At 71.1% G+C, this 20,001-nt stretch carries 21 protein-coding genes and 5 tRNA genes; 6 read left to right on the top strand and 20 right to left on the bottom strand.

The features are described 5' to 3' along the window. Window positions 1-8: 8 nt before the first annotated feature. The gene (gene recG, locus ACF07V_RS23575; RefSeq protein WP_392156862.1) at window positions 9-2,201 is read right to left on the bottom strand and encodes an ATP-dependent DNA helicase RecG; all 2,193 of its coding nucleotides are present in this window, start codon (window positions 2,199-2,201) and stop codon (window positions 9-11) included. 174 nt (window positions 2,202-2,375) lie between these two features. Continuing rightward, complete coding sequence (locus ACF07V_RS23570) at window positions 2,376-4,019, bottom strand: DAK2 domain-containing protein (RefSeq protein ID WP_392156861.1); 1,644 nt, start codon at window positions 4,017-4,019, stop codon at window positions 2,376-2,378. Window positions 4,020-4,256: 237 nt separating this feature from the next. Between ACF07V_RS23570 and rpmB the strand changes: the two genes are divergently transcribed. Further along, window positions 4,257-4,442 carry a 50S ribosomal protein L28 gene (rpmB, locus tag ACF07V_RS23565; RefSeq protein WP_003957616.1) on the top strand — a complete coding sequence of 62 codons (186 nt, stop codon included), beginning with the start codon at window positions 4,257-4,259 and terminating at the stop codon, window positions 4,440-4,442. Between the two features lie 113 nt (window positions 4,443-4,555). Here rpmB and thiD read toward each other — a convergent pair whose 3' ends face one another. Both thiD and ACF07V_RS23555 read right to left on the bottom strand, forming a co-directional pair. Beyond that, window positions 4,556-5,353 carry a bifunctional hydroxymethylpyrimidine kinase/phosphomethylpyrimidine kinase gene (thiD, locus tag ACF07V_RS23560; RefSeq protein WP_392156860.1) on the bottom strand — a complete coding sequence of 266 codons (798 nt, stop codon included), beginning with the start codon at window positions 5,351-5,353 and terminating at the stop codon, window positions 4,556-4,558. Further along, a complete protein-coding gene (locus tag ACF07V_RS23555) occupies window positions 5,350-6,312 on the bottom strand; it encodes a thiamine-phosphate kinase (RefSeq protein ID WP_116158650.1) in 963 nt (320 codons plus the stop codon). The genes thiD and ACF07V_RS23555 overlap by 4 nt, the downstream gene beginning before the upstream one ends. 233 nt (window positions 6,313-6,545) lie before the next feature. Between ACF07V_RS23555 and ACF07V_RS23550 the strand changes: the two genes are divergently transcribed. Continuing rightward, on the top strand, window positions 6,546-6,779 hold the full coding sequence (locus ACF07V_RS23550) for an Lrp/AsnC ligand binding domain-containing protein (RefSeq protein ID WP_328942344.1): 234 nt from the start codon (window positions 6,546-6,548) through the stop codon (window positions 6,777-6,779). A gap of 20 nt (window positions 6,780-6,799) precedes the next feature. Next, window positions 6,800-7,282, top strand: coding sequence for a DUF3515 domain-containing protein (locus ACF07V_RS23545; RefSeq protein WP_392156857.1), 483 nt, complete (start codon window positions 6,800-6,802; stop codon window positions 7,280-7,282). A gap of 32 nt (window positions 7,283-7,314) precedes the next feature. Here ACF07V_RS23545 and ACF07V_RS23540 read toward each other — a convergent pair whose 3' ends face one another. The 3 genes from ACF07V_RS23540 to ACF07V_RS23530 all read right to left on the bottom strand — a co-directional run bounded on the left by ACF07V_RS23540 (window position 7,315) and on the right by ACF07V_RS23530 (window position 10,286). Continuing rightward, window positions 7,315-8,454 carry a D-alanine--D-alanine ligase family protein gene (locus tag ACF07V_RS23540; protein ID WP_392156855.1) on the bottom strand — a complete coding sequence of 380 codons (1,140 nt, stop codon included), beginning with the start codon at window positions 8,452-8,454 and terminating at the stop codon, window positions 7,315-7,317. A gap of 81 nt (window positions 8,455-8,535) precedes the next feature. Further along, complete coding sequence (locus ACF07V_RS23535; RefSeq protein ID WP_392156854.1) at window positions 8,536-9,537, bottom strand: NAD(P)H-dependent glycerol-3-phosphate dehydrogenase; 1,002 nt, start codon at window positions 9,535-9,537, stop codon at window positions 8,536-8,538. Beyond that, window positions 9,534-10,286, bottom strand: coding sequence for a lysophospholipid acyltransferase family protein (locus ACF07V_RS23530; protein ID WP_392156853.1), 753 nt, complete (start codon window positions 10,284-10,286; stop codon window positions 9,534-9,536). Before ACF07V_RS23530 ends, ACF07V_RS23535 begins: the two co-directional genes overlap by 4 nt. A 127-nt stretch (window positions 10,287-10,413) precedes the next feature. Here ACF07V_RS23530 and cofC point away from each other — a divergent pair, with 127 nt between their 5' ends. Together cofC and ACF07V_RS23520 are read left to right on the top strand one after the other, a co-directional pair. After that, window positions 10,414-11,079, top strand: coding sequence for a 2-phospho-L-lactate guanylyltransferase (cofC, locus tag ACF07V_RS23525; RefSeq protein WP_392156851.1), 666 nt, complete (start codon window positions 10,414-10,416; stop codon window positions 11,077-11,079). 10 nt (window positions 11,080-11,089) lie between these two features. Further along, complete coding sequence (locus ACF07V_RS23520; protein ID WP_392156849.1) at window positions 11,090-11,299, top strand: hypothetical protein; 210 nt, start codon at window positions 11,090-11,092, stop codon at window positions 11,297-11,299. Window positions 11,300-11,381: 82 nt separating this feature from the next. Here ACF07V_RS23520 and ACF07V_RS23515 read toward each other — a convergent pair whose 3' ends face one another. The 4 genes from ACF07V_RS23515 to leuC form a co-directional block, all read right to left on the bottom strand. Next, complete coding sequence (locus ACF07V_RS23515; protein ID WP_392156848.1) at window positions 11,382-12,074, bottom strand: HU family DNA-binding protein; 693 nt, start codon at window positions 12,072-12,074, stop codon at window positions 11,382-11,384. Window positions 12,075-12,217: 143 nt separating this feature from the next. Continuing rightward, window positions 12,218-12,445, bottom strand: coding sequence for a hypothetical protein (locus ACF07V_RS23510; RefSeq protein ID WP_015036430.1), 228 nt, complete (start codon window positions 12,443-12,445; stop codon window positions 12,218-12,220). 104 nt (window positions 12,446-12,549) lie between these two features. Further along, window positions 12,550-13,143, bottom strand: coding sequence for a 3-isopropylmalate dehydratase small subunit (gene leuD / locus ACF07V_RS23505; RefSeq protein WP_041131426.1), 594 nt, complete (start codon window positions 13,141-13,143; stop codon window positions 12,550-12,552). A 6-nt stretch (window positions 13,144-13,149) separates the two neighbouring features. Beyond that, window positions 13,150-14,574 (bottom strand): 3-isopropylmalate dehydratase large subunit, encoded by a 1,425-nt coding sequence (gene leuC, locus ACF07V_RS23500; protein ID WP_392156847.1) that lies wholly within the window; start codon window positions 14,572-14,574, stop codon window positions 13,150-13,152. A 140-nt stretch (window positions 14,575-14,714) separates the two neighbouring features. Between leuC and ndgR the strand changes: the two genes are divergently transcribed. Further along, window positions 14,715-15,431 carry an IclR family transcriptional regulator NdgR gene (gene ndgR / locus ACF07V_RS23495; protein ID WP_005311436.1) on the top strand — a complete coding sequence of 239 codons (717 nt, stop codon included), beginning with the start codon at window positions 14,715-14,717 and terminating at the stop codon, window positions 15,429-15,431. A 136-nt stretch (window positions 15,432-15,567) separates the two neighbouring features. Here ndgR and ACF07V_RS23490 read toward each other — a convergent pair. From ACF07V_RS23490 to ACF07V_RS23450, 9 genes are all read right to left on the bottom strand, one after another. Beyond that, window positions 15,568-15,640, bottom strand: a tRNA-Glu gene (locus ACF07V_RS23490). Window positions 15,641-15,668: 28 nt separating this feature from the next. Next, window positions 15,669-15,740: transfer RNA gene (locus ACF07V_RS23485), tRNA-Gln, on the bottom strand. Window positions 15,741-15,760: 20 nt separating this feature from the next. Beyond that, window positions 15,761-15,833 (bottom strand) — tRNA-Glu (locus ACF07V_RS23480). Between the two features lie 62 nt (window positions 15,834-15,895). After that, a tRNA-Glu gene (locus tag ACF07V_RS23475) sits at window positions 15,896-15,968 on the bottom strand. Window positions 15,969-16,009: 41 nt separating this feature from the next. Then, a tRNA-Gln gene (locus ACF07V_RS23470) sits at window positions 16,010-16,081 on the bottom strand. 95 nt (window positions 16,082-16,176) lie between these two features. Further along, window positions 16,177-16,899 (bottom strand): HAD family hydrolase, encoded by a 723-nt coding sequence (locus ACF07V_RS23465; protein WP_392156846.1) that lies wholly within the window; start codon window positions 16,897-16,899, stop codon window positions 16,177-16,179. Between the two features lie 298 nt (window positions 16,900-17,197). Then, the gene (gltX, locus tag ACF07V_RS23460; RefSeq protein ID WP_392156844.1) at window positions 17,198-18,673 is read right to left on the bottom strand and encodes a glutamate--tRNA ligase; all 1,476 of its coding nucleotides are present in this window, start codon (window positions 18,671-18,673) and stop codon (window positions 17,198-17,200) included. Beyond that, complete coding sequence (locus ACF07V_RS23455) at window positions 18,666-19,451, bottom strand: fumarylacetoacetate hydrolase family protein (RefSeq protein WP_041131422.1); 786 nt, start codon at window positions 19,449-19,451, stop codon at window positions 18,666-18,668. The genes gltX and ACF07V_RS23455 overlap by 8 nt, the downstream gene beginning before the upstream one ends. A 127-nt stretch (window positions 19,452-19,578) precedes the next feature. Beyond that, entirely contained in the window at window positions 19,579-19,782 is a 204-nt protein-coding gene (locus ACF07V_RS23450) for a hypothetical protein (protein WP_392156842.1), read from the bottom strand. Window positions 19,783-20,001: the final 219 nt, after the last annotated feature.

The following is a 20,001-nucleotide window of genomic DNA, read 5'->3' as shown; positions in this document are numbered from 1 at the left end:
AGCCCTTCTCAGCCCTTCTCCAGGTACTCCTCCCGTTCCTCGCTGAGGAGCGCGTCGAGCGCGGTGCGCAGGCCCGGGTGGGCGCCGAGGTCCGGGTCGGCGAGGACGAGGGCGGTGGCCTCCTCGCGGGCGGCGGCGATGACCTCCTCGTCGTCGATGACGGCGAGCACCCGCAGGGAGGAGCGGACGCCGGACTGGGCCTGGCCGAGGACGTCGCCCTCGCGCCGCTGTTCGAGGTCGATGCGGGAGAGCTCGAAGCCGTCGAGGGTGGTGGCGACGGCGTTCAGCCGCTGCCGGGCGGGGCTGGCCTCGGGCATCTCGCTGACGAGGAGGCAGAGGCCGGGGGCGGAGCCGCGGCCGACGCGGCCGCGGAGCTGGTGGAGCTGGGAGACGCCGAAGCGGTCGGCGTCCATGATCACCATGGCGGTGGCGTTGGGCACGTTGACGCCGACCTCGATGACGGTGGTGGCGACGAGGACGTCGAGCTCGCCCGCGGCGAAGCGGCGCATGACGTCGTCCTTGTCGTCGGGGTGCATGCGGCCGTGCAGGACGGCGATCCGCAGGCCCGCGAGGGGGCCGGCGCCGAGCTTCTCGGCGACGTCGAGGACGGCGAGCGGCGGGCGCTTCTCGGCCTCGTCCTCCGGGGAGGCCTTGGCCTTCTTCTTCTGGTCCTCCTCGTCGCCGATGCGGGGGCAGACGACGTACGCCTGGTGCCCGTTCCCGACCTCCTCGCGGACCCGCTCCCACGCGCGCGCGAGGAAGTGCGGCTTGTCGGCGGCGGGGACGACATGGCTGGCGATCGGCGAGCGGCCGGCGGGCAGCTGGTCGAGGACGGAGGTCTCCAGGTCGCCGAAGACGGTCATGGCGACCGTGCGCGGGATGGGGGTGGCGGTCATGACGAGGAGGTGCGGCGGCTGCTTCCCCTTGCCCCGGAGGGCGTCGCGCTGCTCGACGCCGAAGCGGTGCTGCTCGTCGACGACGACCAGGCCGAGGTCGTGGAACTGGACCTTGTCCTCGATCAGCGCGTGCGTGCCGATGACGATGCCGGCCTCGCCGGTGACGAGGTCGAGGAGGGCCTGCCGGCGGGCGGCGGCGCCCATGGAACCGGTGAGCAGGACGACCTTGGTGGCCCGCTCGGCGCCGCCGAGCATCCCTCCCTCGGCGAGCTCGCCCATCATCTCGGTGACGGAGCGGTGGTGCTGCTGGGCGAGGACCTCGGTGGGGGCGAGCATGGCGGCCTGGCCGCCGGAGTCGACGACGGCCAGCATGGCGCGCAGGGCCACCATCGTCTTGCCGGAGCCGACCTCGCCCTGGAGGAGGCGGTGCATCGGGTGCTCGGTGGCCAGGTCGTCGAAGATCTCCTTGGAGACCTTCTGCTGGCCGTCGGTGAGGGTGAAGGGCAGCTTGGCGTCGAAGGCGTCGAGGATGCCGTCGGGGGCCGGTCGCCGAGCGACGGCGGGGAGTTGGGTGTCGGCATGCCGGCGGCGGGCGAGGGCGACCTGGAGGACGAAGGCCTCGTCCCACTTGAGCCGCTCGCGGGCGTCGGCGATGTCCGCCTTGGTACGGGGGCGGTGGATCATCCGCAGGGCGTCGGGCAGCTCGGCGAGGCCGCGGCCCTCACGCAGGGCGGGCGGCAGCGGGTCGACGGCGTCACCGGCGCTGGGCAGGACCGCGTCGACGGCCTTGGCGATCTTCCAGGACTCCAGCTTGGCGGTGGCCGGGTAGATCGGGATGAGGGCGGCCGCCCAGGTGTCCACGGCCTCCTCGCTGTCGCCGCGGAGCAACTCGTAGGACGGGTGGGCGAGCTGGAGGCGCCGGTTGAACAGCGAGACCTTGCCGGCGAACATCGCGCGGGTGCCGGGCAGCAGGTCCTTGTGCGGCTTGTGCACGCCCTTGCCGAAGAAGACCAGCTGCACCCGGCCGCTGCCGTCGGTGATGGTCACTTCGAGGCGCTGGCCGCGGCCCTTGGGGCCGTTGAAGGTGAGCACCCGGGCGTCGGCGACCTGCGCGACCACCGTGACGTGCTCGTCGAGCGGCAGGTCGGAGAGCGTGGTCAGCTCCCCGCGCTCGGCGTACCGGCGGGGGTAGTGGTGCAGCAGGTCCCCGACCGTGTGCAGGTCGAGTGCCTCGGCCATGACCTTGGCGGTGGCGGGGCCGAGGGACTTCTTGAGTGGTTCGTCGAGCGCGGGCACGCCTCCCATTGAAGACCACGGGACCGACAGCCGCGCCGAAGGCTGTGGACGACCGCCGGGAGCGGCGTCCGTTCCCCCCGTCTTTTCCACCCCGATGAGCAGCGGCGGGGCCCCGCTACTCCACCCCGATGAGCAGCGGCGGGCCCCCGCTACTCCACCCCGATGAGCAGCGGCGGGCCCCCGCTATTCCACCCCGATGAGCAGCGGCGGGGCCCCCGCGCCCGCGTGGTACGTGGTGGTGTCGACGGCCAGGTAGCCGCGCCGGACGTGCCGTTCCAGGTCGGGGGCGAGCCCGGGCGGCGTGTCGTCGGCGATGACCAGGGTGACGAGTTCGCCGCCCGCCGAGAGCATCCGGTCCAGGACGGTGCGGGCGGTCTCGGTCAGGTCCTTGCCGATGACGGCGACGTCGCCCTCGATGAGGCCGAGGACGTCGCCGGCCTGGCAGACGCCGGCCGAGGTGAACGACTGGCGTTCGGCGACGGCGAGTTCGGCGTAGCGGGTGGCTCCGGCGGCCGCGGTCATGGCGACGACGTCCTCGTCGAAGCGCCGGTCGGGTTCGTGGACGGCGAGGGCGGCGATGCCCTGGACGGCGGCCCGGGTCGGGATGAGGGCGACGCGGATGCCCTCGGCCCTGGCGCGTTCGGCGGCGGCGGCCGCGGTCTGGCGCAGGTCGGAGTCGTTGGGCAGGAGGACGACCTCGCGCGCGTGCGCCCGTCGGATCGCCTCGACGAGTTCCTCGCCGGCGGGCGGTTCGCCGGGCCTGCTGCGGACCGTGGTCGCGCCGGCCTCGGCGCAGAGTCCGGCGAGGCCCTCGCCGGGGACGACGGCGACGACCGCGCGCTGGGCGCGTTCCCCCCGCCCGGTGGGGGCCGCCGCGTCGGCCGCGAAGTGGGTGATGCGGATGCGGTGGGGCCGGCCGGCCTCGACGCCGGCCTCGACGGCGGCGCCCGCGTCGTCGACGTGGACGTGGACGTTCCAGAGGCCGTCGCCGCCGACGACGACGAGGGAGTCACCGAGGGCGTCGAGGCGGCCCCGCAGCAGTTCCACGGCCGCGTCCTCGGCCTCCAGGAGGTAGATCACCTCGTAGGCGGGCCCGGCCTCGCCGTCGCAGGGCCCGTCGGAGGCGGCCGGGACGGTCCGTACGTCCCCGAGCACCCGTACGCCGCCCGTCGCGGTCTCCGTCGGCTCCGGCGCCCGGCCGCTCACGGTCTCCACGAGCGCTCCGAGGACGGCGAGCAGACCGCGTCCTCCGGCGTCCACGACCCCGGCGCGGCCGAGCACGTCCAGCAGGCCGGGGGTCGCCTCCAGGGCGGTCCTGGCACCGTCGTGGGCCCGTGTGGCCACCTCCACGAGGGTCCCGCCGCCCGCGCAGCCCTCGGCGGCCGCCGAGGCCACGGTGAGGACGGTGCCCTCCACGGGGTGGGCGACGGCCTGCCGCGCGGCGGCGGCGGCCTCGGCGAGGGCGCGGGCGAGGTGATCGCCGTCACGTCCTTCGGAGAGGACGGCGGCCATGCCGCGCAGGAGCTGGGCGAGGATGGTGCCGGAGTTGCCCCGGGCGCCGAGCAGGGCGCCGTGGGCCATGGCCCGTACGGTCTCGGTGGTGTCGGGCACGGAGGCCGCGAAGACGGCTTCGACGGCCTGGTGGGCGGCCTCGGTCGTCAGGTACAGGTTGGTGCCGGTGTCCCCGTCCGCGACCGGGTAGACGTTGATCGCGTCGATCGCCTCGCGCTCCCGTCCGAGGGCGTCGAGGGCCCGTGCGCACCAGCTCCGGACCGCTTCGGCGTCGAGCTCGACGAGCTCCTGGTCGGGCTGAGGGGCTCGCGACAACGGGGGGTCCTCCTTCGGCGGTGAGCTCACCGCAGGGTAGACCGGGGGTGGCCCGCTCGTGACCGGGGCCCGGGGCGAGGTCCGCGGAGACCATGGTAGTTTCGTTCCACGGAAGCAGGCGTTGTATGCTGCTTCGGTTGCCCGGTTCAAACCGGGCCGTTCCCCGGCAAGCCACTTCAGACTCCTGATTCCGGTGCGCCGGATTTCACTGTAATTCTGAAGTCTTTGGAGTGACCCGTGGCTGCCAACTGCGACGTCTGCGGCAAGGGGCCGGGCTTCGGCAACAACATTTCGCACTCGCACCGCCGTACGTCCCGTCGCTGGAACCCGAACATCCAGCGCGTGCGTGCCGTGGTCGGTCGGACGCCGAAGCGGCTCAACGTCTGCACCTCGTGCATCAAGGCCGGCAAGGTCTCGCGCTAGTCGCGACGTTCTGTCGTAGCGCAGCCCCTGCGGTTGCCTTGAAAGGCCGGTTCACCTCGGTGAACCGGCCTTTTGCCATGCCCGGAAACGTATCCGGAAGCCGGCGGGCGCCCTCAGCGCGTCTGCCAGCCGTGGTCGACCGGGCCGATGCCCGAGCCCAGGGCGAATCCGGCGGCGATGGCCCCCGTCACGTACGACTTCGCCTCCCGCACCGCCTCCGGCACGTCCAGTCCCTTGGCGAGTCCCGACGCGACCGCCGAGGCGAGCGTGCAGCCCGTCCCGTGGGTGTGCCGGTTGTCGTACTTGGGGGCGTACAGCCAGTGCTCCTCGGTGCCGTCGGTGAGCAGGTCCACGACCTCGGCGTGGTCTCCGGGCAGGTGGCCGCCCTTGATCAGGGCCCAGCGCGGCCCGTATCCGAGGATCGCCTCGGCCGCACGCCTCATCCCCGCCTCGTCCTCGACCACCAGGCCGGTGAGCTGCGTCACCTCGTCCAGGTTCGGGGTGGCGACCGTCGCGACCGGCAGCAGCTTCGTACGGACGGATTCGAGCGCGGTCTCGGCGAGCAGCGGGTCGCCGTGCTTGGAGACGCCGACCGGGTCGACGACGGCGGGCACCCCCGGCGTCCCGGCGAGCAGCTCCGCCACCGTCTCCACGAGCGCGGCCGTGGCCAGCATGCCGGTCTTCACGGCCTGGACGCCGATGTCGTCGACGACGGCCCGGTACTGCGCGCGTACGGCCTCCTCGGGGAGCTCCCAGACGCCCTGGACGCCCCGTGAGTTCTGGGCGGTGACGGCGGTGATCACGCTCATGCCGTGGACGCCGAGCGCGAGCATCGTCTTCAGGTCGGCCTGGATGCCGGCGCCGCCGCCGGAGTCGGATCCGGCGACGGTCAGCGCGAGGGGCGGATTCACTCCGTCTCTCCGAAGTGGTCCCAGCCGCCCACGCTGTGCCAGGGCGCGCCGTCCACGGTGACCTGCGGCAGCGCCGAGGGGTGGAGCACCTCGCCGATGACCTTCCAGCGGGCGGGGAGCTTCACGTCCGGCGGGAAGGTGGCCACGATGGCGTGGTCCTCTCCCCCGGTGAGCACCCACTGCATGGGGTCGACGCCGACGGCCTGGCCGATGTCGTTCATCTGGGTGGGGATGTCGATGAGTCCCGAGCGCAGGTCGATGCGGACCTTGCTGGCCTCGGCGATGTGCCCGAGGTCGGCGATGAGGCCGTCGCTGACGTCGCACATGGCGGTGGCGCCGAGACCTGCGGCGGCCGGGCCCGCGTGGTACGGCGGCTCGGGCCTGCGGTGGGCCTCGACGAAGGCGCGCGGGGAGCGGAAGCCGCGGGAGAGGACCGCGTATCCGGCGGCGGACCAGCCGAGCCAGCCGGTGTAGGCGACGACGTCGCCGGGCTGGGCGCCGCCGCGGGTCACCGGGTCGTGGTTGCGGAGGTCGCCGAGGGCGGTGATGGAGACCATGATCGTGTCGCCGCGGACGACGTCGCCGCCGACCACGGCCGCGCCCGCGACCTGACATTCATCGCGCAGGCCGTCCATCAGTTCCGTGGGCCATGTCACAGGGAGTTCGGCGGGGACGACGAGGCCGAGGAGGAGCGCGGTGGGGACCGCGCCCATGGCGGCGATGTCGGCCAGGTTCTGCGCGGCGGCCTTGCGGCCGACGTCGTACGCCGTCGACCAGTCGCGGCGGAAGTGCCGTCCTTCGAGGAGGATGTCCGTGCTGGCCACCACGCGCCGGTCGGGCGCGGAGACGACCGCGGCGTCGTCGCCGGGCCCGATCCGTACCGCCGGGGTGGAGGTGAGCCGGGACGTGAGCTCTCTGATGAGCCCGAACTCGCCCAGCTCTCCGACTGTGCCCTTCACCGCGTCTCACCTCGTGTCTTCGTGCCGGCCGGCGGGCGGGGGCGCGTCGTCTCGCGCCGCGGGTCGCGGGCCGTCACCGTGCTGGGTACCGTCAAGTAGACCGTCAACTTCTGTCCTGCGTACGCCACACCCCGAGCGCCTCCGGACGCGCGGGTCTCCCCGTGGCCCGCGGCGACGCGGTACCGTGGCGTCCCTTTCTCCCACAAGATCCTCGTGGTCGCCCTGGAGGTTCCGTGGTTCAGGCGTACATCCTCATCCAGACCGAGGTGGGCAAGGCGTCGACCGTCGCCGACACCATCTCCAAGATCCAGGGGGTCATCCAGGCCGAAGACGTGACCGGTCCGTACGACGTGATCGTGCGCGCGCAGGCGGACACCGTCGACGAGCTGGGCCGCATGGTGGTCGCCAAGGTCCAGCAAGTGGACGGCATCACGCGCACCCTCACCTGCCCGGTCGTTCATCTGTAGCCCCCGTCTACGCTTGGCCGGTGACGTCTTCCCACCGGCCCTTCGGCCTGCCCGCCGCCGTCGCGGCCGCCGTCCTGCTGTCGGCCGCCGCCGGCTGTTCCTCGCCGGACGCCGCGGCGTCCGTCGTGGTCCCGAGTCCGCCCGCGGAGGAGGCGCCCTTCTGCCAGGCCCTGGCGAAGGAGCTGCCCGATTCCGTGGCGGGACTTGAGCGGAGTGACCCGGAGCCCGGCTCCGAGTTGACCGCCGGGTGGGGTGACGGTGCGATCGTACTGCGCTGCGGGGTCCCCCGGCCCGAAAAGATGAGCGATCCCAAGGCGCAGGCCGTCGAGGCGAACGGCGTGAACTGGATGCTGGAGCGCCCGGAGGGCAGCGGCCCCCGCTTCACCACGACGTACCGGAAGACGTACGTCGAGGTGACGCTGGACGAGCGGTACGCGCACGACGCCACACCGCTCGCGGATCTCGCCGCCCCCGTGCGCAAGGCCGTGCCGCCGAGCCTCTGAGAGGCGCGGCGGCACGGGGCCGTGCTTCTGGGTCAGCGCAGGCCCGTCGAGCGGGTCAGCGCGGCCTGGATCAGCCGGTCGACGAGCTCGGGGTAGCTCACGCCGCTCTCCTGCCACATGCGCGGGTACATGGAGATGGGCGTGAAGCCGGGCATGGTGTTGATCTCGTTGATGACGAACTCGCCGTCCTCGGTGAGGAAGAAGTCGGCGCGGACCAGGCCCTCGCAGGACACGGCCTCGTAGGCGAGGACGGCGAGGCGCTGGACCTCGGCGGTGGCCTCGTCCCCGATGGGGGCGGGCACGATGCCGGAGGCCGAGTCGATGTACTTGGCCTCGAAGTCGTAGAAGTCGTGGTTCGTGACCGGCGGGATCTCGGCCGGGACGCTGGCGCGCGGGCCGTCCTCGAACTCCAGGACGCCGCACTCGATCTCGCGGCCGCGCAGCAGCGACTCGACGAGGATCTTGGGGTCGTGGCGACGGGCCTCCTCGATGGCCTCGTCCAGGCCGGAGAGGTCGTCGACCTTGGTGATGCCCATGGACGAGCCGCCGCGGGCCGGCTTCACGAAGAGCGGCCAGCCGTGGTCGGCGGCGAACTCGACGATCTTCTTGCGGGCGGCGGCGGGGTTCTGCTCCCACTCGCGCGGCCGGATGACCTCGTACGGGCCGACGGGGAGGCCGAAGGAGACGAAGACGCGCTTCATGTACTCCTTGTCCTGGCCGACGGCGGAGGCGAGGACGCCCGCACCGACGTAGGGGACGCCGGAGAGCTCCAGGAGACCCTGGAGGGTGCCGTCCTCGCCGTAGGGGCCGTGGAGCATCGGGAAGACCACGTCGACCTCGCCGAGGGCGGTGGGGACCTGCCCCGGCTCGGTGAGGACGACCTCGCGGCTGGACGGGTCGACGGGGAGGACGACGCCGCCCTGCTCGGACTCGGCCAGTTCGGCGACGTTGGGCAGCTTCCGGTCGGCGATGGCCATGCGCTCGGGGGCGTCGGCGGTGAGCGCCCAGCGCCCGTCCGTCGTGATGCCGATGGGCAGCACGTCGTACTTGTCCCGGTCGATGGCGCTCAGGACGGCGCCCGCCGTGACGACGGAGATGGCGTGCTCGGAGCTGCGGCCGCCGAAGACGACGGCCACGCGCGGCTTGCGGGGGCTCTGGGTGTTCTCGCTCATATCGCGATGAGCGTACCTTGCGACTCCCGAACTGCTGAGCGCCCCGCTGCCGCCTTGCGCGTACGGATCAATCGGGCCGGCTCAGCGGCGCTCGGGCTTGGCCGAGCGCGACATCAGTTCCTTGAGGGCGACGACCGGCGGCTTGCCGTCGTGGACGATCGAGACGACGGTCTCGGTGATGGGCATGTCGACGCCGTGGCGGCGGGCCAGATCGAGCACGGACTCGCAGGACTTGACGCCCTCGGCGGTCTGCTTGGTGGCCGCGATCGTCTCCTGGAGGGTCATCCCGCGGCCGAGGTTGGTGCCGAAGGTGTTGTTCCGGGAGAGCGGCGAGGAGCAGGTGGCGACGAGGTCGCCGAGGCCCGCGAGGCCGGAGAAGGTGAGCGGGTCGGCGCCCATGGCGAGGCCGAGACGGGTGGTCTCGGCGAGGCCGCGGGTGATCAGCGTGGCCTTGGAGTTGTCGCCGAGGCCCATGCCGTTGGCGATGCCGACGGCGAGGCCGATGACGTTCTTCACGGCGCCGCCGAGCTCGCAGCCGACGACGTCGGTGTTGGTGTACGGGCGGAAGTACGGGGTCATGCAGGCGGCCTGGAGCCGCTGGGCGACCGTCTCGTCGACGCAGGCGGCGACGGCGGCGGCGGGCTGCCGGGCGGCGATCTCCTTGGCCAGGTTGGGGCCGGTGAGGACGGCGACGCGGTCGGCGGGGACGTCGGCGACCTCGGTGATGACCTCGCTCATCCGCTTGGCGGTGCCGAGTTCGACGCCCTTCATGAGGGAGACGAGGACGGTGTCCCGGGCGAGCAGCGGCTTCCAGGCGGCGAGGTTGCCGCGCAGGGTCTGCGAGGGGACGACGAGGACGGTGAAGTCGGCGTCCACGGCGGCCTCGGCCGGGTCGGCGGTGGCCGTGATGCGCTTCGGGAGTTCGACCCCGGGCAGGTAGTCGGGGTTCGTCCCGGTGGTGTTGATCGCCTCGGCGAGTTCGGCGCGGCGGCCCCAGAGGCTCACCTCGCAGCCCGCGTCGGCGAGCACCATGGCGAAGGCGGTGCCCCAGGATCCGTTGCCGAAGACGGCTGCCTTGGTCACTTGGTGCCCTCCCCGGCGGCCTTGCGCCGCTGCTCCAGGCGGGCCCTGCGGTGGTCGTACGGCTCTGCGGGCGCCTGCTCGCCGCGGACCTCCTCCAGGAGGGCGGTGATGGCGGCCATGATGACCTCGGTGGCCTCGCGGAGGACCTCGGGCGTCGCCTCCAGGCCGTCGAAGCGGGAGAGGTCGACGGGCGGTCCGGCCTGCACGATCAGCGTCTTGCGGGGGAACAGGCGGAGCTTGTTCTCCTTGGCGTACGGCGGCATCGCGAGGTTGGCGCCCCACTGGGCCACGGGGATGACCGGGGCCTTGGTGAGCAGCGCGACGCGGGCGGCGCCGGTCTTGCCGGCCATGGGCCACATCTCGGGGTCGCGGGTGAGGGTGCCCTCGGGGTAGAAGGCGACGCACTCGCCGCGCTCGATGGCGTCGACGGCGGCGCGGAAGGCGTCCAGCGCGTTGGTCGTCTCGCGGTAGACGGGGATCTGGCCGGTGTTGCGGAGCATGGTGGCGACGAAGCCGCCCTTGAAGAGGCCGGCCTTGGCGAGGAACCGCGGGACGCGACCGGTGTTGTACTGGTAGTGCGCGTAGGACAGCGGGTCCAGGTAGGAGTTGTGGTTGACGGCGGTGATGAATCCGCCGTCGGCCGGAATGTGCTCCATACCGCGCCAGTCCCGCTTGAACAGAACCACCAGGGGGGGTTTGGCGATGACCGCCGCGAGGCGGTACCAGAAGCCGATTCTGCGGCGGGGCACTCGGACACCTTTCTCCGGGACTGGCTGGCAGGGGGTCAAGTGTCGCCCCATGCTCCTGGTCTGTCGAGTGACACCGTACGCCCCGGGGACTCCGGTGGACCGCGTGGGCGGGACAGAATGGGCCGCGATGAAGCCGCTGCACCCGACGCACACCGACGCCGACGACGGCTGGTCCCTGGTCGTACCCCTGAAGCCCCTTGCCCTGGCGAAGAGCAGGCTCGCCGCGGCGGCGGGAGCGCGGCTGCGCCCCCGGCTCGCGCTGGCGTTCGCCGAGGACACCGTGGGTGCGGTGCTGAACTGCGCGCGCGTGCGCGATGTGGCGGTCGTCACGGACGATCCGGTGGCCGGTGCCGCCCTCGCGGCCCTGGGCGCGCGGATCGTGCCGGACTCCCCCGCCGCCGGGCTCAACGCGGCGCTCGCGCACGGGGCCCGTGCGGTGCGGGCGGGGCGGCCGCACGCGCGCGTGGCGGCACTCAACGCGGACCTTCCCGCGCTGCGGCCCGCGGAGCTGGCCCGGGTCCTGGACGCGGCCGGCAATTTTCCGAGGGCATTTCTCGCGGATGCCGCCGAAATAGGTACGACATTCCTCTCGGCGGCTCCGGGGGTGGAATTGGAACCGGCATTCGGGGGCGCGTCGAGGCTGCGGCATTTGTCTTCGGGCGCGGTGGAAATCCGGCTCGCGGGGGTGGATTCCGTACGCCGGGACGTGGACACCGGGGAGGATCTGGCGGAGGCCCTGGCGCTCGGGCTCGGTCCGCGGACGGCCGCCCGGTGGCTGACGGCGGCCGGATAGGCTGCGGTCCATGCAGGCGACCGCGTTCACGTACGACCCCGACACCCACAGCGGCAGTGTGCTGCTCGACGACGGCACCCCCGTGGAGTTCGGGGCGGAGGCCTTCGAGGCGGGCGGGCTGCGGCTGCTGCGGCCGGGGCAGCGGGTGCGGATCGAGGCCGAGCCCGGCACCTCGGGCGCCGGGCTCCGGATCACTTTGGTGACGCTGCAGACCTTCTGAGCTGCGAGGCGTCCCCGGACGCGCCGCGGGCCGGGCTCCCCGTAGAGGGGAAGCCCGGCCCGGCGGGTCGATACCGCGCGTCCTACTTCTTGGCGGCGGTCTTCTTGGCGGCGGTGGTCTTGCGCGCCGTCGTCTTCTTGGCGGGCGCCTTCTTCGCCGTGGCCTTCTTGGCCGGAGCGGTCTTCTTGGCGACCGTCTTCTTCGCGGCGGCGGCCGTGGTGGCCTTCTTCGCGGCGGCGGTGGTCTTCTTCGCCGCTGCCGTGGTGGCCTTCTTCGCGGGGGTCGCCTTCTTGGCGGCCGCGGTGGTCTTCTTCGCCGGCGTCACCTTCTTGGCGGCCGCGGTGGTGGCCTTCTTCGCCGGGGTCGCCTTCTTCGCGGCGGCCTTCTTGGCGGTGGTGGCCTTCTTGGCGGCGGCCTTCTTCACGGTCGCGGAGGCGCCACCGGTGAGGCTGCCCTTGGGGGCCTTCTTGACGGAGACCTCGCCACCCTTGGGGAGCTTCTTGGATCCGCTGACCAGGTCCTTGAAGCCCTGACCTGCACGGAAGCGCGGGACGGAGGTCTTCTTGACCCGGACCCGCTCACCCGTCTGCGGGTTGCGGGCGTAGCGGGCGGGCCGGTCGACCTTCTCGAACGAGCCGAAACCCGTGACCGAGACCCGGTCGCCGGCGACCACGGCACGCACGATGGCGTCGAGCACGTGGTCGACGGCTTCGGCGGCCTGCTGACGACCGCCCATCTTGTCGGCAATCGCTTCTACGAGCTGCGCCTTGTTCACGTCTTCCCCTTCGGAGACATTGCCAGAACGAAAGTGTTCAAGCTTTTTCGCACGTTAGGCATGTATATACCGCAAATCAAACACGAAACGGTCTAATCACCCTAGTGCCGCAACGCGGAAGTCCCGTTGCGGAGTTCCTGGTGTCAGTCGTCCTCTGGGAATCGGCCCTCGTCGAGGTCCTTCATCAACCGGTCGAGACGCGTTGCCGCGTCCTTGAGATCGTGCTTCGCCGCTGCCGTGACGACCAGCAGCTTCCGGGACAGCGCCATCCTTACGCCCTCCGGGACTTGCAGTGAGCGCACCCTTGTGTGCGCTTCCTTCAATCGGGCGGCGACTGCCTCGTAGAGCTCGAGTTGGCTGTCGCGTTCCATGCACCGATTGTGCCATCTAGGGCGAGTTGTCGCCCGACAGGGTCTCAACAAGCGACTGCGCCCCCCACCGGGCGGTGGGGGGCGCAGTCGTGGAAAAGCGCTGCTCAGACCGTAATTGTACGGGGCTTGAAGGCCGGTCGAGCCGCCTCGTAGGCCGCGATGTCGGCTTCGTTCTGAAGGGTGAGGCTGATGTCGTCCAGACCGTTCAGCAGACGCCAGCGGGCGTTCTCGTCGAGCTCGAAGTCGGCGTCGATCCCGGCGGCCAGGACCTTGCGGGCCTCCAGGTCGACGGTGATCTCGGCGGTCGGGTCGGCCTCGGTCAGCTCCCAGAGGGCGTCCACCGTCTCCTGCGGGAGGACGACGGTCAGCAGGCCGTTCTTCAGCGAGTTGCCGCGGAAGATGTCGGCGAAGCGGGAGGAGATGACGGCCTGGAAGCCGTAGTTCTGGAGGGCCCAGACGGCGTGCTCGCGGGAGGAGCCGGTGCCGAAGTCGGGGCCGGCGACCAGGACCGTGGCGCCCTGCCGCTCGGGGCGGTTGAGGACGAACTCGGAGTCCTTGCGCCAGGCCTCGAAGAGGCCGTCCTCGAAGCCGTCGCGGGTGACCTTCTTCAGCCAGTGCGCCGGGATGATCTGGTCGGTGTCGACGTTGCTGCGGCGCAGCGGGACGGCCCGGCCGGTGTGCGTGGTGAAAGCTTCCATGGTTCCTCAGACCCCCGCGGTGGTGGCGACGTCGGACAGATCGGCCGGGGAGGCCAGGTGGCCCAGGACGGCGGTGGCGGCGGCGACCTGGGGGGAGACCAGGTGCGTCCGGCCGCCCTTGCCCTGCCGGCCCTCGAAGTTGCGGTTGGAGGTGGACGCGGAGCGCTCACCGGGGGCCAGTTGGTCGGGGTTCATGCCCAGGCACATCGAGCAGCCCGCGTGCCGCCATTCGGCGCCGGCCTCCTTGAAGACCTTGTCCAGGCCCTCTTCGACGGCCTGCAGGGCGACCCGGACCGAGCCGGGGACGACCAGCATGCGGACGCCGTCGGCGACCCGGCGGCCCTCCAGCAGGGAGGCCGCGTTCCGCAGGTCCTCGATGCGGCCGTTGGTGCAGGAGCCTACGAAGACGGTGTCGACCTTGATGTCGCGCAGCGGCTGCCCGGCGGTCAACCCCATGTACTCCAGGGCCTTTTCGGCGGCCAGGCGCTCCGAAGCGTCTTCGTACGAAGCCGGGTCGGGGACGTTCGCCGAAAGCGGCGCGCCCTGGCCCGGGTTGGTGCCCCAGGTGACGAACGGCGCCAGGGAGGCGGCGTCGATGACGACCTCGGCGTCGAAGACCGCGTCCTCGTCCGACTTCAGGGTCTTCCAGTACGCGACGGCGGCGTCCCAGTCCTCGCCCTCGGGGGCGTGGGCGCGGCCCTTCAGGTAGGCGAAGGTGGTCTCGTCGGGGGCGATCATGCCCGCGCGGGCACCGGCCTCGATCGACATGTTGCAGATGGTCATCCGGGCCTCCATCGAGAGCTTCTCGATGGCGGAGCCGCGGTACTCCAGGATGTAGCCCTGGCCGCCGCCGGTGCCGATCTTCGCGATGATCGCCAGGATCAGGTCCTTGGCGGTGACGTCCTCGGGCAGCTCGCCGTCGACCGTGATGGCCATGGTCTTCGGGCGGGCCAGCGGCAGCGTCTGGGTGGCGAGCACGTGCTCGACCTGGCTGGTGCCGATGCCGAACGCCAGCGCGCCGAAGGCGCCGTGCGTGGAGGTGTGCGAGTCGCCGCAGACCACGGTGGTGCCGGGCTGGGTCAGGCCCAGCTGCGGTCCCACGACGTGGACGACGCCCTGCTCGACATCGCCCAGCGGATGCAGCCGGACGCCGAACTCGGCACAGTTCTTGCGGAGGGTCTCCAGCTGGGCGCGGGAGACCGGGTCGGCGATCGGCTTGTCGATGTCGAGGGTCGGGGTGTTGTGGTCCTCGGTGGCGATGGTGAGGTCGAGGCGCCGCACCTGCCGGCCGTTCTGCCGGAGGCCGTCGAAGGCCTGGGGGCTGGTCACCTCGTGCAGCAGGTGCAGATCGATGAAGAGGAGGTCGGGCTCGCCCTCGGCGCGCCGGACGACGTGGTCGTCCCAGACCTTCTCCGCGAGTGTCCTACCCATCGCTTTCCCTCCGGCCGACGTCTACGCCGGCACAACTAGAGACCCGTTTCGCGGGCCGTTGTGCGGCCGCAACACCAGGGTCACAGGTTCCGAGAAAAATTGAACTTGCGTTTCACAGAGTGAGACGCGAATATCGTTGCATGGACAACTCTAGCGGCGTAGGCGTTCTCGACAAGGCAGCCCTTGTCCTGAGCGCCCTGGAGTCCGGTCCGGCCACCCTCGCAGGACTGGTCGCGGCGACGGGACTCGCACGACCCACGGCACATCGTCTCGCCGTGGCACTGGAACACCACCGGATGGTGGCGCGTGACATGCAGGGCCGGTTCATCCTCGGACCGCGCCTGGCGGAGCTCGCCGCCGCGGCCGGCGAGGACCGCCTGCTCGCGACCGCGGGCCCGGTTCTGACGCATCTGCGCGACGTCACCGGCGAGAGCGCCCAGCTCTACCGGCGCCAGGGCGACATGCGCATCTGCGTGGCGGCGGCCGAGCGGCTGTCGGGCCTTCGGGACACGGTCCCGGTCGGCTCGACGCTGACCATGAAGGCCGGCTCGTCCGCGCAGATCCTGATGGCCTGGGAGGAGCCCGAGCGGCTGCACCGCGGCCTCCAGGGCGCCCGCTTCACGGCGACGGCCCTGTCGGGCGTACGGCGCCGTGGCTGGGCCCAGTCGATCGGCGAGCGGGAGCCGGGCGTCGCGTCCGTCTCCGCGCCCGTACGCGGCCCCTCGAACCGCGTGGTGGCCGCCGTGTCGGTCTCCGGCCCGATCGAGCGTCTGACGCGCCACCCGGGCCGTATGCACGCCCAGGCCGTCATCGACGCCGCCGCCCGTCTCTCCGAGGCGCTCCGCCGCAACGGCTGATCGTCCCTCTTCATCTGTACGTTCCCGGCCCACCGCTCCAACGCCGCAGCGGTGGGCCGGAGTTGTGTTCCCGCACACACGGCGAACGCGAACAGCGAAGAAGCCCTCCCCTGAAGGGAAGGGCTTCTTCGTCTTGTACCCCCGACCGGATTCGAACCGGCGCTACCGCCTTGAGAGGGCGGCGTGCTAGGCCGCTACACAACGGGGGCGTGGATCTTACGTTTCCGCAGATCACAGCTGGTCTACCAGGACTCGAACCTAGACTAACTGAACCAGAATCAGTCGTGCTGCCAATTACACCATAGACCAAAGTGGTTTAGACCAACTCGTACCCCCGACCGGATTCGAACCGGCGCTACCGCCTTGAGAGGGCGGCGTGCTAGGCCGCTACACAACGGGGGCCCTAGCGATCCTGCATCGAGTTCACCTGGGAGCTACCCAAGTGATCCCGCGGGAAGGATCTGTACCCCCGACCGGATTCGAACCGGCGCTACCGCCTTGAGAGGGCGGCGTGCTAGGCCGCTACACAACGGGGGCTTTGTGGATGCCAATCCACGGTTGCAGATGAGCTCTGCGAGCTGGCCTACCTGGACTCGAACCAAGACTAACTGAACCAGAATCAGTCGTGCTGCCAATTACACCATAGGCCACCGGAACGTGATCACTTCGAGAAGGGATCTTGCTCGGCTTGCGCTTCCGGGGCTTTCCGGCCTTTCGGCCCGTTCCCCTCGGCGCAGAAAGAACATTACCCGAAGGTGGACGGTGCTCCAAAACGCGTATCCGCACGCAGCAGCGCCGGGAGCTGGTGAAGGCTCGTGATCCGCTTCAGCTGGGGCCGTCCGCCGGTGTCGGCGCGGTCCAGCCAGATGCCCGTCAGACCGGCCCCGTCGGCGCCCCGCGCGTCGATGTCGGGGTGGTCTCCCACGTACGCGACCTCGCAAGGCCGCAGTTCCAGGGCGGTGCAGGCGGCGTGGAAGGCCTCCGGGGCCGGCTTGGCCACGCCGAGCTCGGCGGCGCACACCACGGCCTCGAAGCGGTCCCGTACGCCCAGCGCACGGAGCTTGCGTTCCTGGTTGTGGATGCTGGAGTTGGAGAGAACTCCGTGACGGTAGTCATGCGCCAGCAGGTCGAGGACGGGCACGGTGTCGGGGAACAGCTCCCAGGCGGCCTCGTAATGGACCACGTACCGGTCGAACCAGTCGTCGGCCTCGGCGGCGGTGAGTTCCGGCCGCCCGAGGAAGTCCCGCACGCGGTCGCGCCGCTGGCCCCGGAAGTCCCCGCCCTCCGCCTCGTACCGGCGCCAGTGCAGCTCCGTGAGCTCCTTCCAGCGCCGCAGGGCCTCCTCGACGGAGCCGTACGCGCCGAGCAGCCCCTCGGCCGCGAGATGCGCCCGCATCCCGGTCCGGTCCGCGCTCGCGTAGTCGAAGATCGTGTCGTCGATGTCCCAGAGCACCGCGCGGATGGTCATGGATACGACGTTACCGCCCGGGGGCGTGGCGGTCGGGGCGGACGACGAGGAAGTCGGCGCCGGCCCGCGCGCCGCGCGAGGCGTAGGTGTCGCAGAGGCACCCCTGGGCCGGCCGGGGGGTGTCGCAGAGGCACCCCTGGGCCGGGCGTCGTTCTCGGACGGCGCCGGGCTCTGCTCCCCGCGCGACTCGAGGACCGCGCTCGGGCCGACCGGGTGAGAGATACCCGGCGGAGCGACACAACGCCCGAGGGGCGGCAGCCACACTGGCTGCCGCCCCTCGTCACGTACCGGGTGTCCGTCAGGCCGCGAGCTTCGCCAGGGTCGCGTCGATGCGGGCCAGGGTCTTCTCCTTGCCCAGGATCTCCAGGGACTCGAAGAGCGGCAGGCCGACCGTGCGGCCGGTGACGGCGACGCGGACCGGGGCCTGCGCCTTGCCGAGCTTGAGGCCGTGGGCCTCGCCGGCGGCCAGGACGGCGTTCTTCAGGGACTCCGGGTCGTTCCAGTCGGCGTCCACGAGCTTCTCGCGGGCGGTGGTGAGCAGGGCCGCGGGCTCGCCCTTCATCGCCTTGTCCCACGAGGGCTGGTCGAAGACCGGCTCGGGCAGGAAGAGGAAGTCCACGTTGGCCGTGACGTCCGAGAGGACGGTCAGGCGGGTCTGGGCGTGCGGCGCGATGGCCTCCCAGGCCGCCTGGTCGAAGTCCTCGGGCGCCCAGGGGGCGTGCGGGGCCTGGAGCCAGGGCTCGCAGGCCTCGGCGAAGGCCTTCACGTTCAGCATCCGGATGTGGTCGGCGTTGATCGACTCGGCCTTCTTGAGGTCGAAGCGCGCCGGGTTGGCGTTGACGTCGGCGATGTCGAACTTCTCGACCATCTCGGGGATGGTGAAGAGGTCCTGGTCGGCCGAGAAGGACCAGCCGAGGAGCGACAGGTAGTTCAGCAGGCCCGAGGGGAGGAAGCCGCGCTCCCGGTACAGGTTGAGGGAGGCCTGCGGGTCGCGCTTGGAGAGCTTCTTGTTGCCCTCGCCCATCACGTACGGCAGGTGGCCGAAGGAGGGGATCTCCTTGGCGACGCCGAGCTCGATCAGCGCCTTGTAGAGCGCGATCTGGCGGGGGGTGGAGGAGAGCAGGTCCTCGCCGCGCAGGACGTGGGTGATCTCCATCAGGGCGTCGTCGACCGGGTTGACCAGGGTGTAGAGCGGGGCGCCGTTGGCCCGGAGGATGCCGTAGTCCGGCACGTTCTCCGGTGTGAAGGTGAGCTCGCCGCGGACGAGGTCGGTGAAGGTGATCGGCTCGTCGGGCATCCGGAAGCGGACGATCGAGGCGCGGCCCTCGGCCTTGTAGATCTCGACCTGCTCGGCGGTCAGCTCGCGGCAGTGGCCGTCGTAGCCGGACGGCTTGCCGGCGGCGCGGGCGGCCTCGCGGCGGTCGTCCAGCTCGGTCTGGGTGCAGTAGCAGTGGTACGCGTAACCGCCGGCGAGCAGCTTGTCGGCGACGTCCTTGTAGATGTCCATCCGCTGCGACTGGCGGTACGGCGCGTGGGGGCCGCCGATCTCGGGGCCCTCGTCCCAGTCGAGGCCGAGCCACTTGAGGGAGTCGAGCAGCTGGTTGTACGACTCCTCGGAGTCGCGAGCGGCGTCGGTGTCCTCGATGCGGAAGACCATGGTGCCCTGGTTGTGCCGGGCGAAGGCCCAGTTGAAGAGGGCGGTGCGGACCAGGCCCACGTGGGGGTTGCCGGTCGGCGAGGGACAGAAACGGACGCGGATGTTCGCGTTAGCCACGCTTGATCACCTTATTGGTGAGAGTGCCGATGCCTTCGATGGTGACGGCGACCTCGTCGCCGACGTTGAGGGGGCCGACCCCGGCGGGGGTGCCGGTGAGGATGACGTCGCCGGGGAGCAGCGTCATGGCCTCGGTGATGTGGACGACCAGGTCCTCGATGGAGCGGATCATGTCGCTCGTCCGACCCAGCTGGCGTTGTTCGCCGTTGACCGTGGCCTGGATGGTCAGGTCGCTCGGGTCGAGGTCGGTCTCCACCCAGGGGCCCAGGGGGCAGGAGGTGTCGAAGCCCTTGGCGCGGGCCCACTGCTTCTCGCGCTGCTGGGCGTCGCGGGCGGTGACGTCATTGGCGCAGGTGTAGCCGAAGATGACGTCCTTCACGCGCTCGCGGGGCACCTCGCGGCACATGCGGCCGATGACCACGGCCAGTTCGGCCTCGTGGTGCAGCTCGTTGGAGAAGGAGGGGTACTCGATGGCGTCGCCGGGGCCGATCACCGAGGTGGTGGGCTTGAAGAAGGCGACGGGGACGTCGGGGACCTCGTTGCCGAGTTCGGCGGCGTGCTCCGCGTAGTTGCGGCCGATGGCCACGACCTTGTTGGGGAGCACGGGCGGCAGGAGCCGTACCTTGCTCAGCGGGACCTTGGTGCCGCTGAGCTCGAAGTCGGTGTACGGGATGCCCTTGATGATGTCGAGGACGAGGCCGCCGGACTCGACGGTTCCCTCGCCCTCGACGGCGCCGAAGGCCACATTGCCGTCGATGGAGAATCTGGCGATGCGCACGAGTGCTGTCGCCCCTCACTTGGTACTGGCTGGAGTCTGACGCTCCAGGCTAACGCGGCGAGGGGCTGCCGCCCGGCGATATCACCGGGGGTGATGACGAAGCCGGCGCGGGCGGGGCCCGCCCGGGTCAGCGGGACGCGGTGGCGTACGGCTGGGGCTGGTACGGCGCCGGGGCCTGCATCAGGATCGTGCGGCGCGGGTTGGCCGTGTTGCCCGGCAGCTCGACCGCGTACTCCGGCTGGGCGCCCCGGCCGAGGTCTGCGGCGTCCGAGAGGTGGACGAGGGTGGAACGGCGGGGGTTGGCCGTCTGGCGGAGGGTCGTCGTCTTCATCGCGGTGATCAGACCTTGTTCCGGGAGGGGCACCCGTACGGGCGCGAAGGGGTGTAAAGCGTCAGGCTAAACATGCGATTCCCTTCGAATGCATGGCTGAGACATCGATTCGGGTGTGAGTTTGCTCACCACGCGCTACATAATCCGGGCATTACGGGCGGTCGCCGGTCGTCACGGAAAGGGACATTCCGCCACTGAATGAGCTATTCCGCTCCTGAT

The organism is Streptomyces sp. NPDC015661, assembly GCF_043077765.1.
GTDB lineage: Bacteria > Actinomycetota > Actinomycetes > Streptomycetales > Streptomycetaceae > Streptomyces.
The sequence above is the reverse complement of the archived record's forward strand: the minus strand, read 5'-3'. Positions and strand labels throughout refer to the sequence as shown.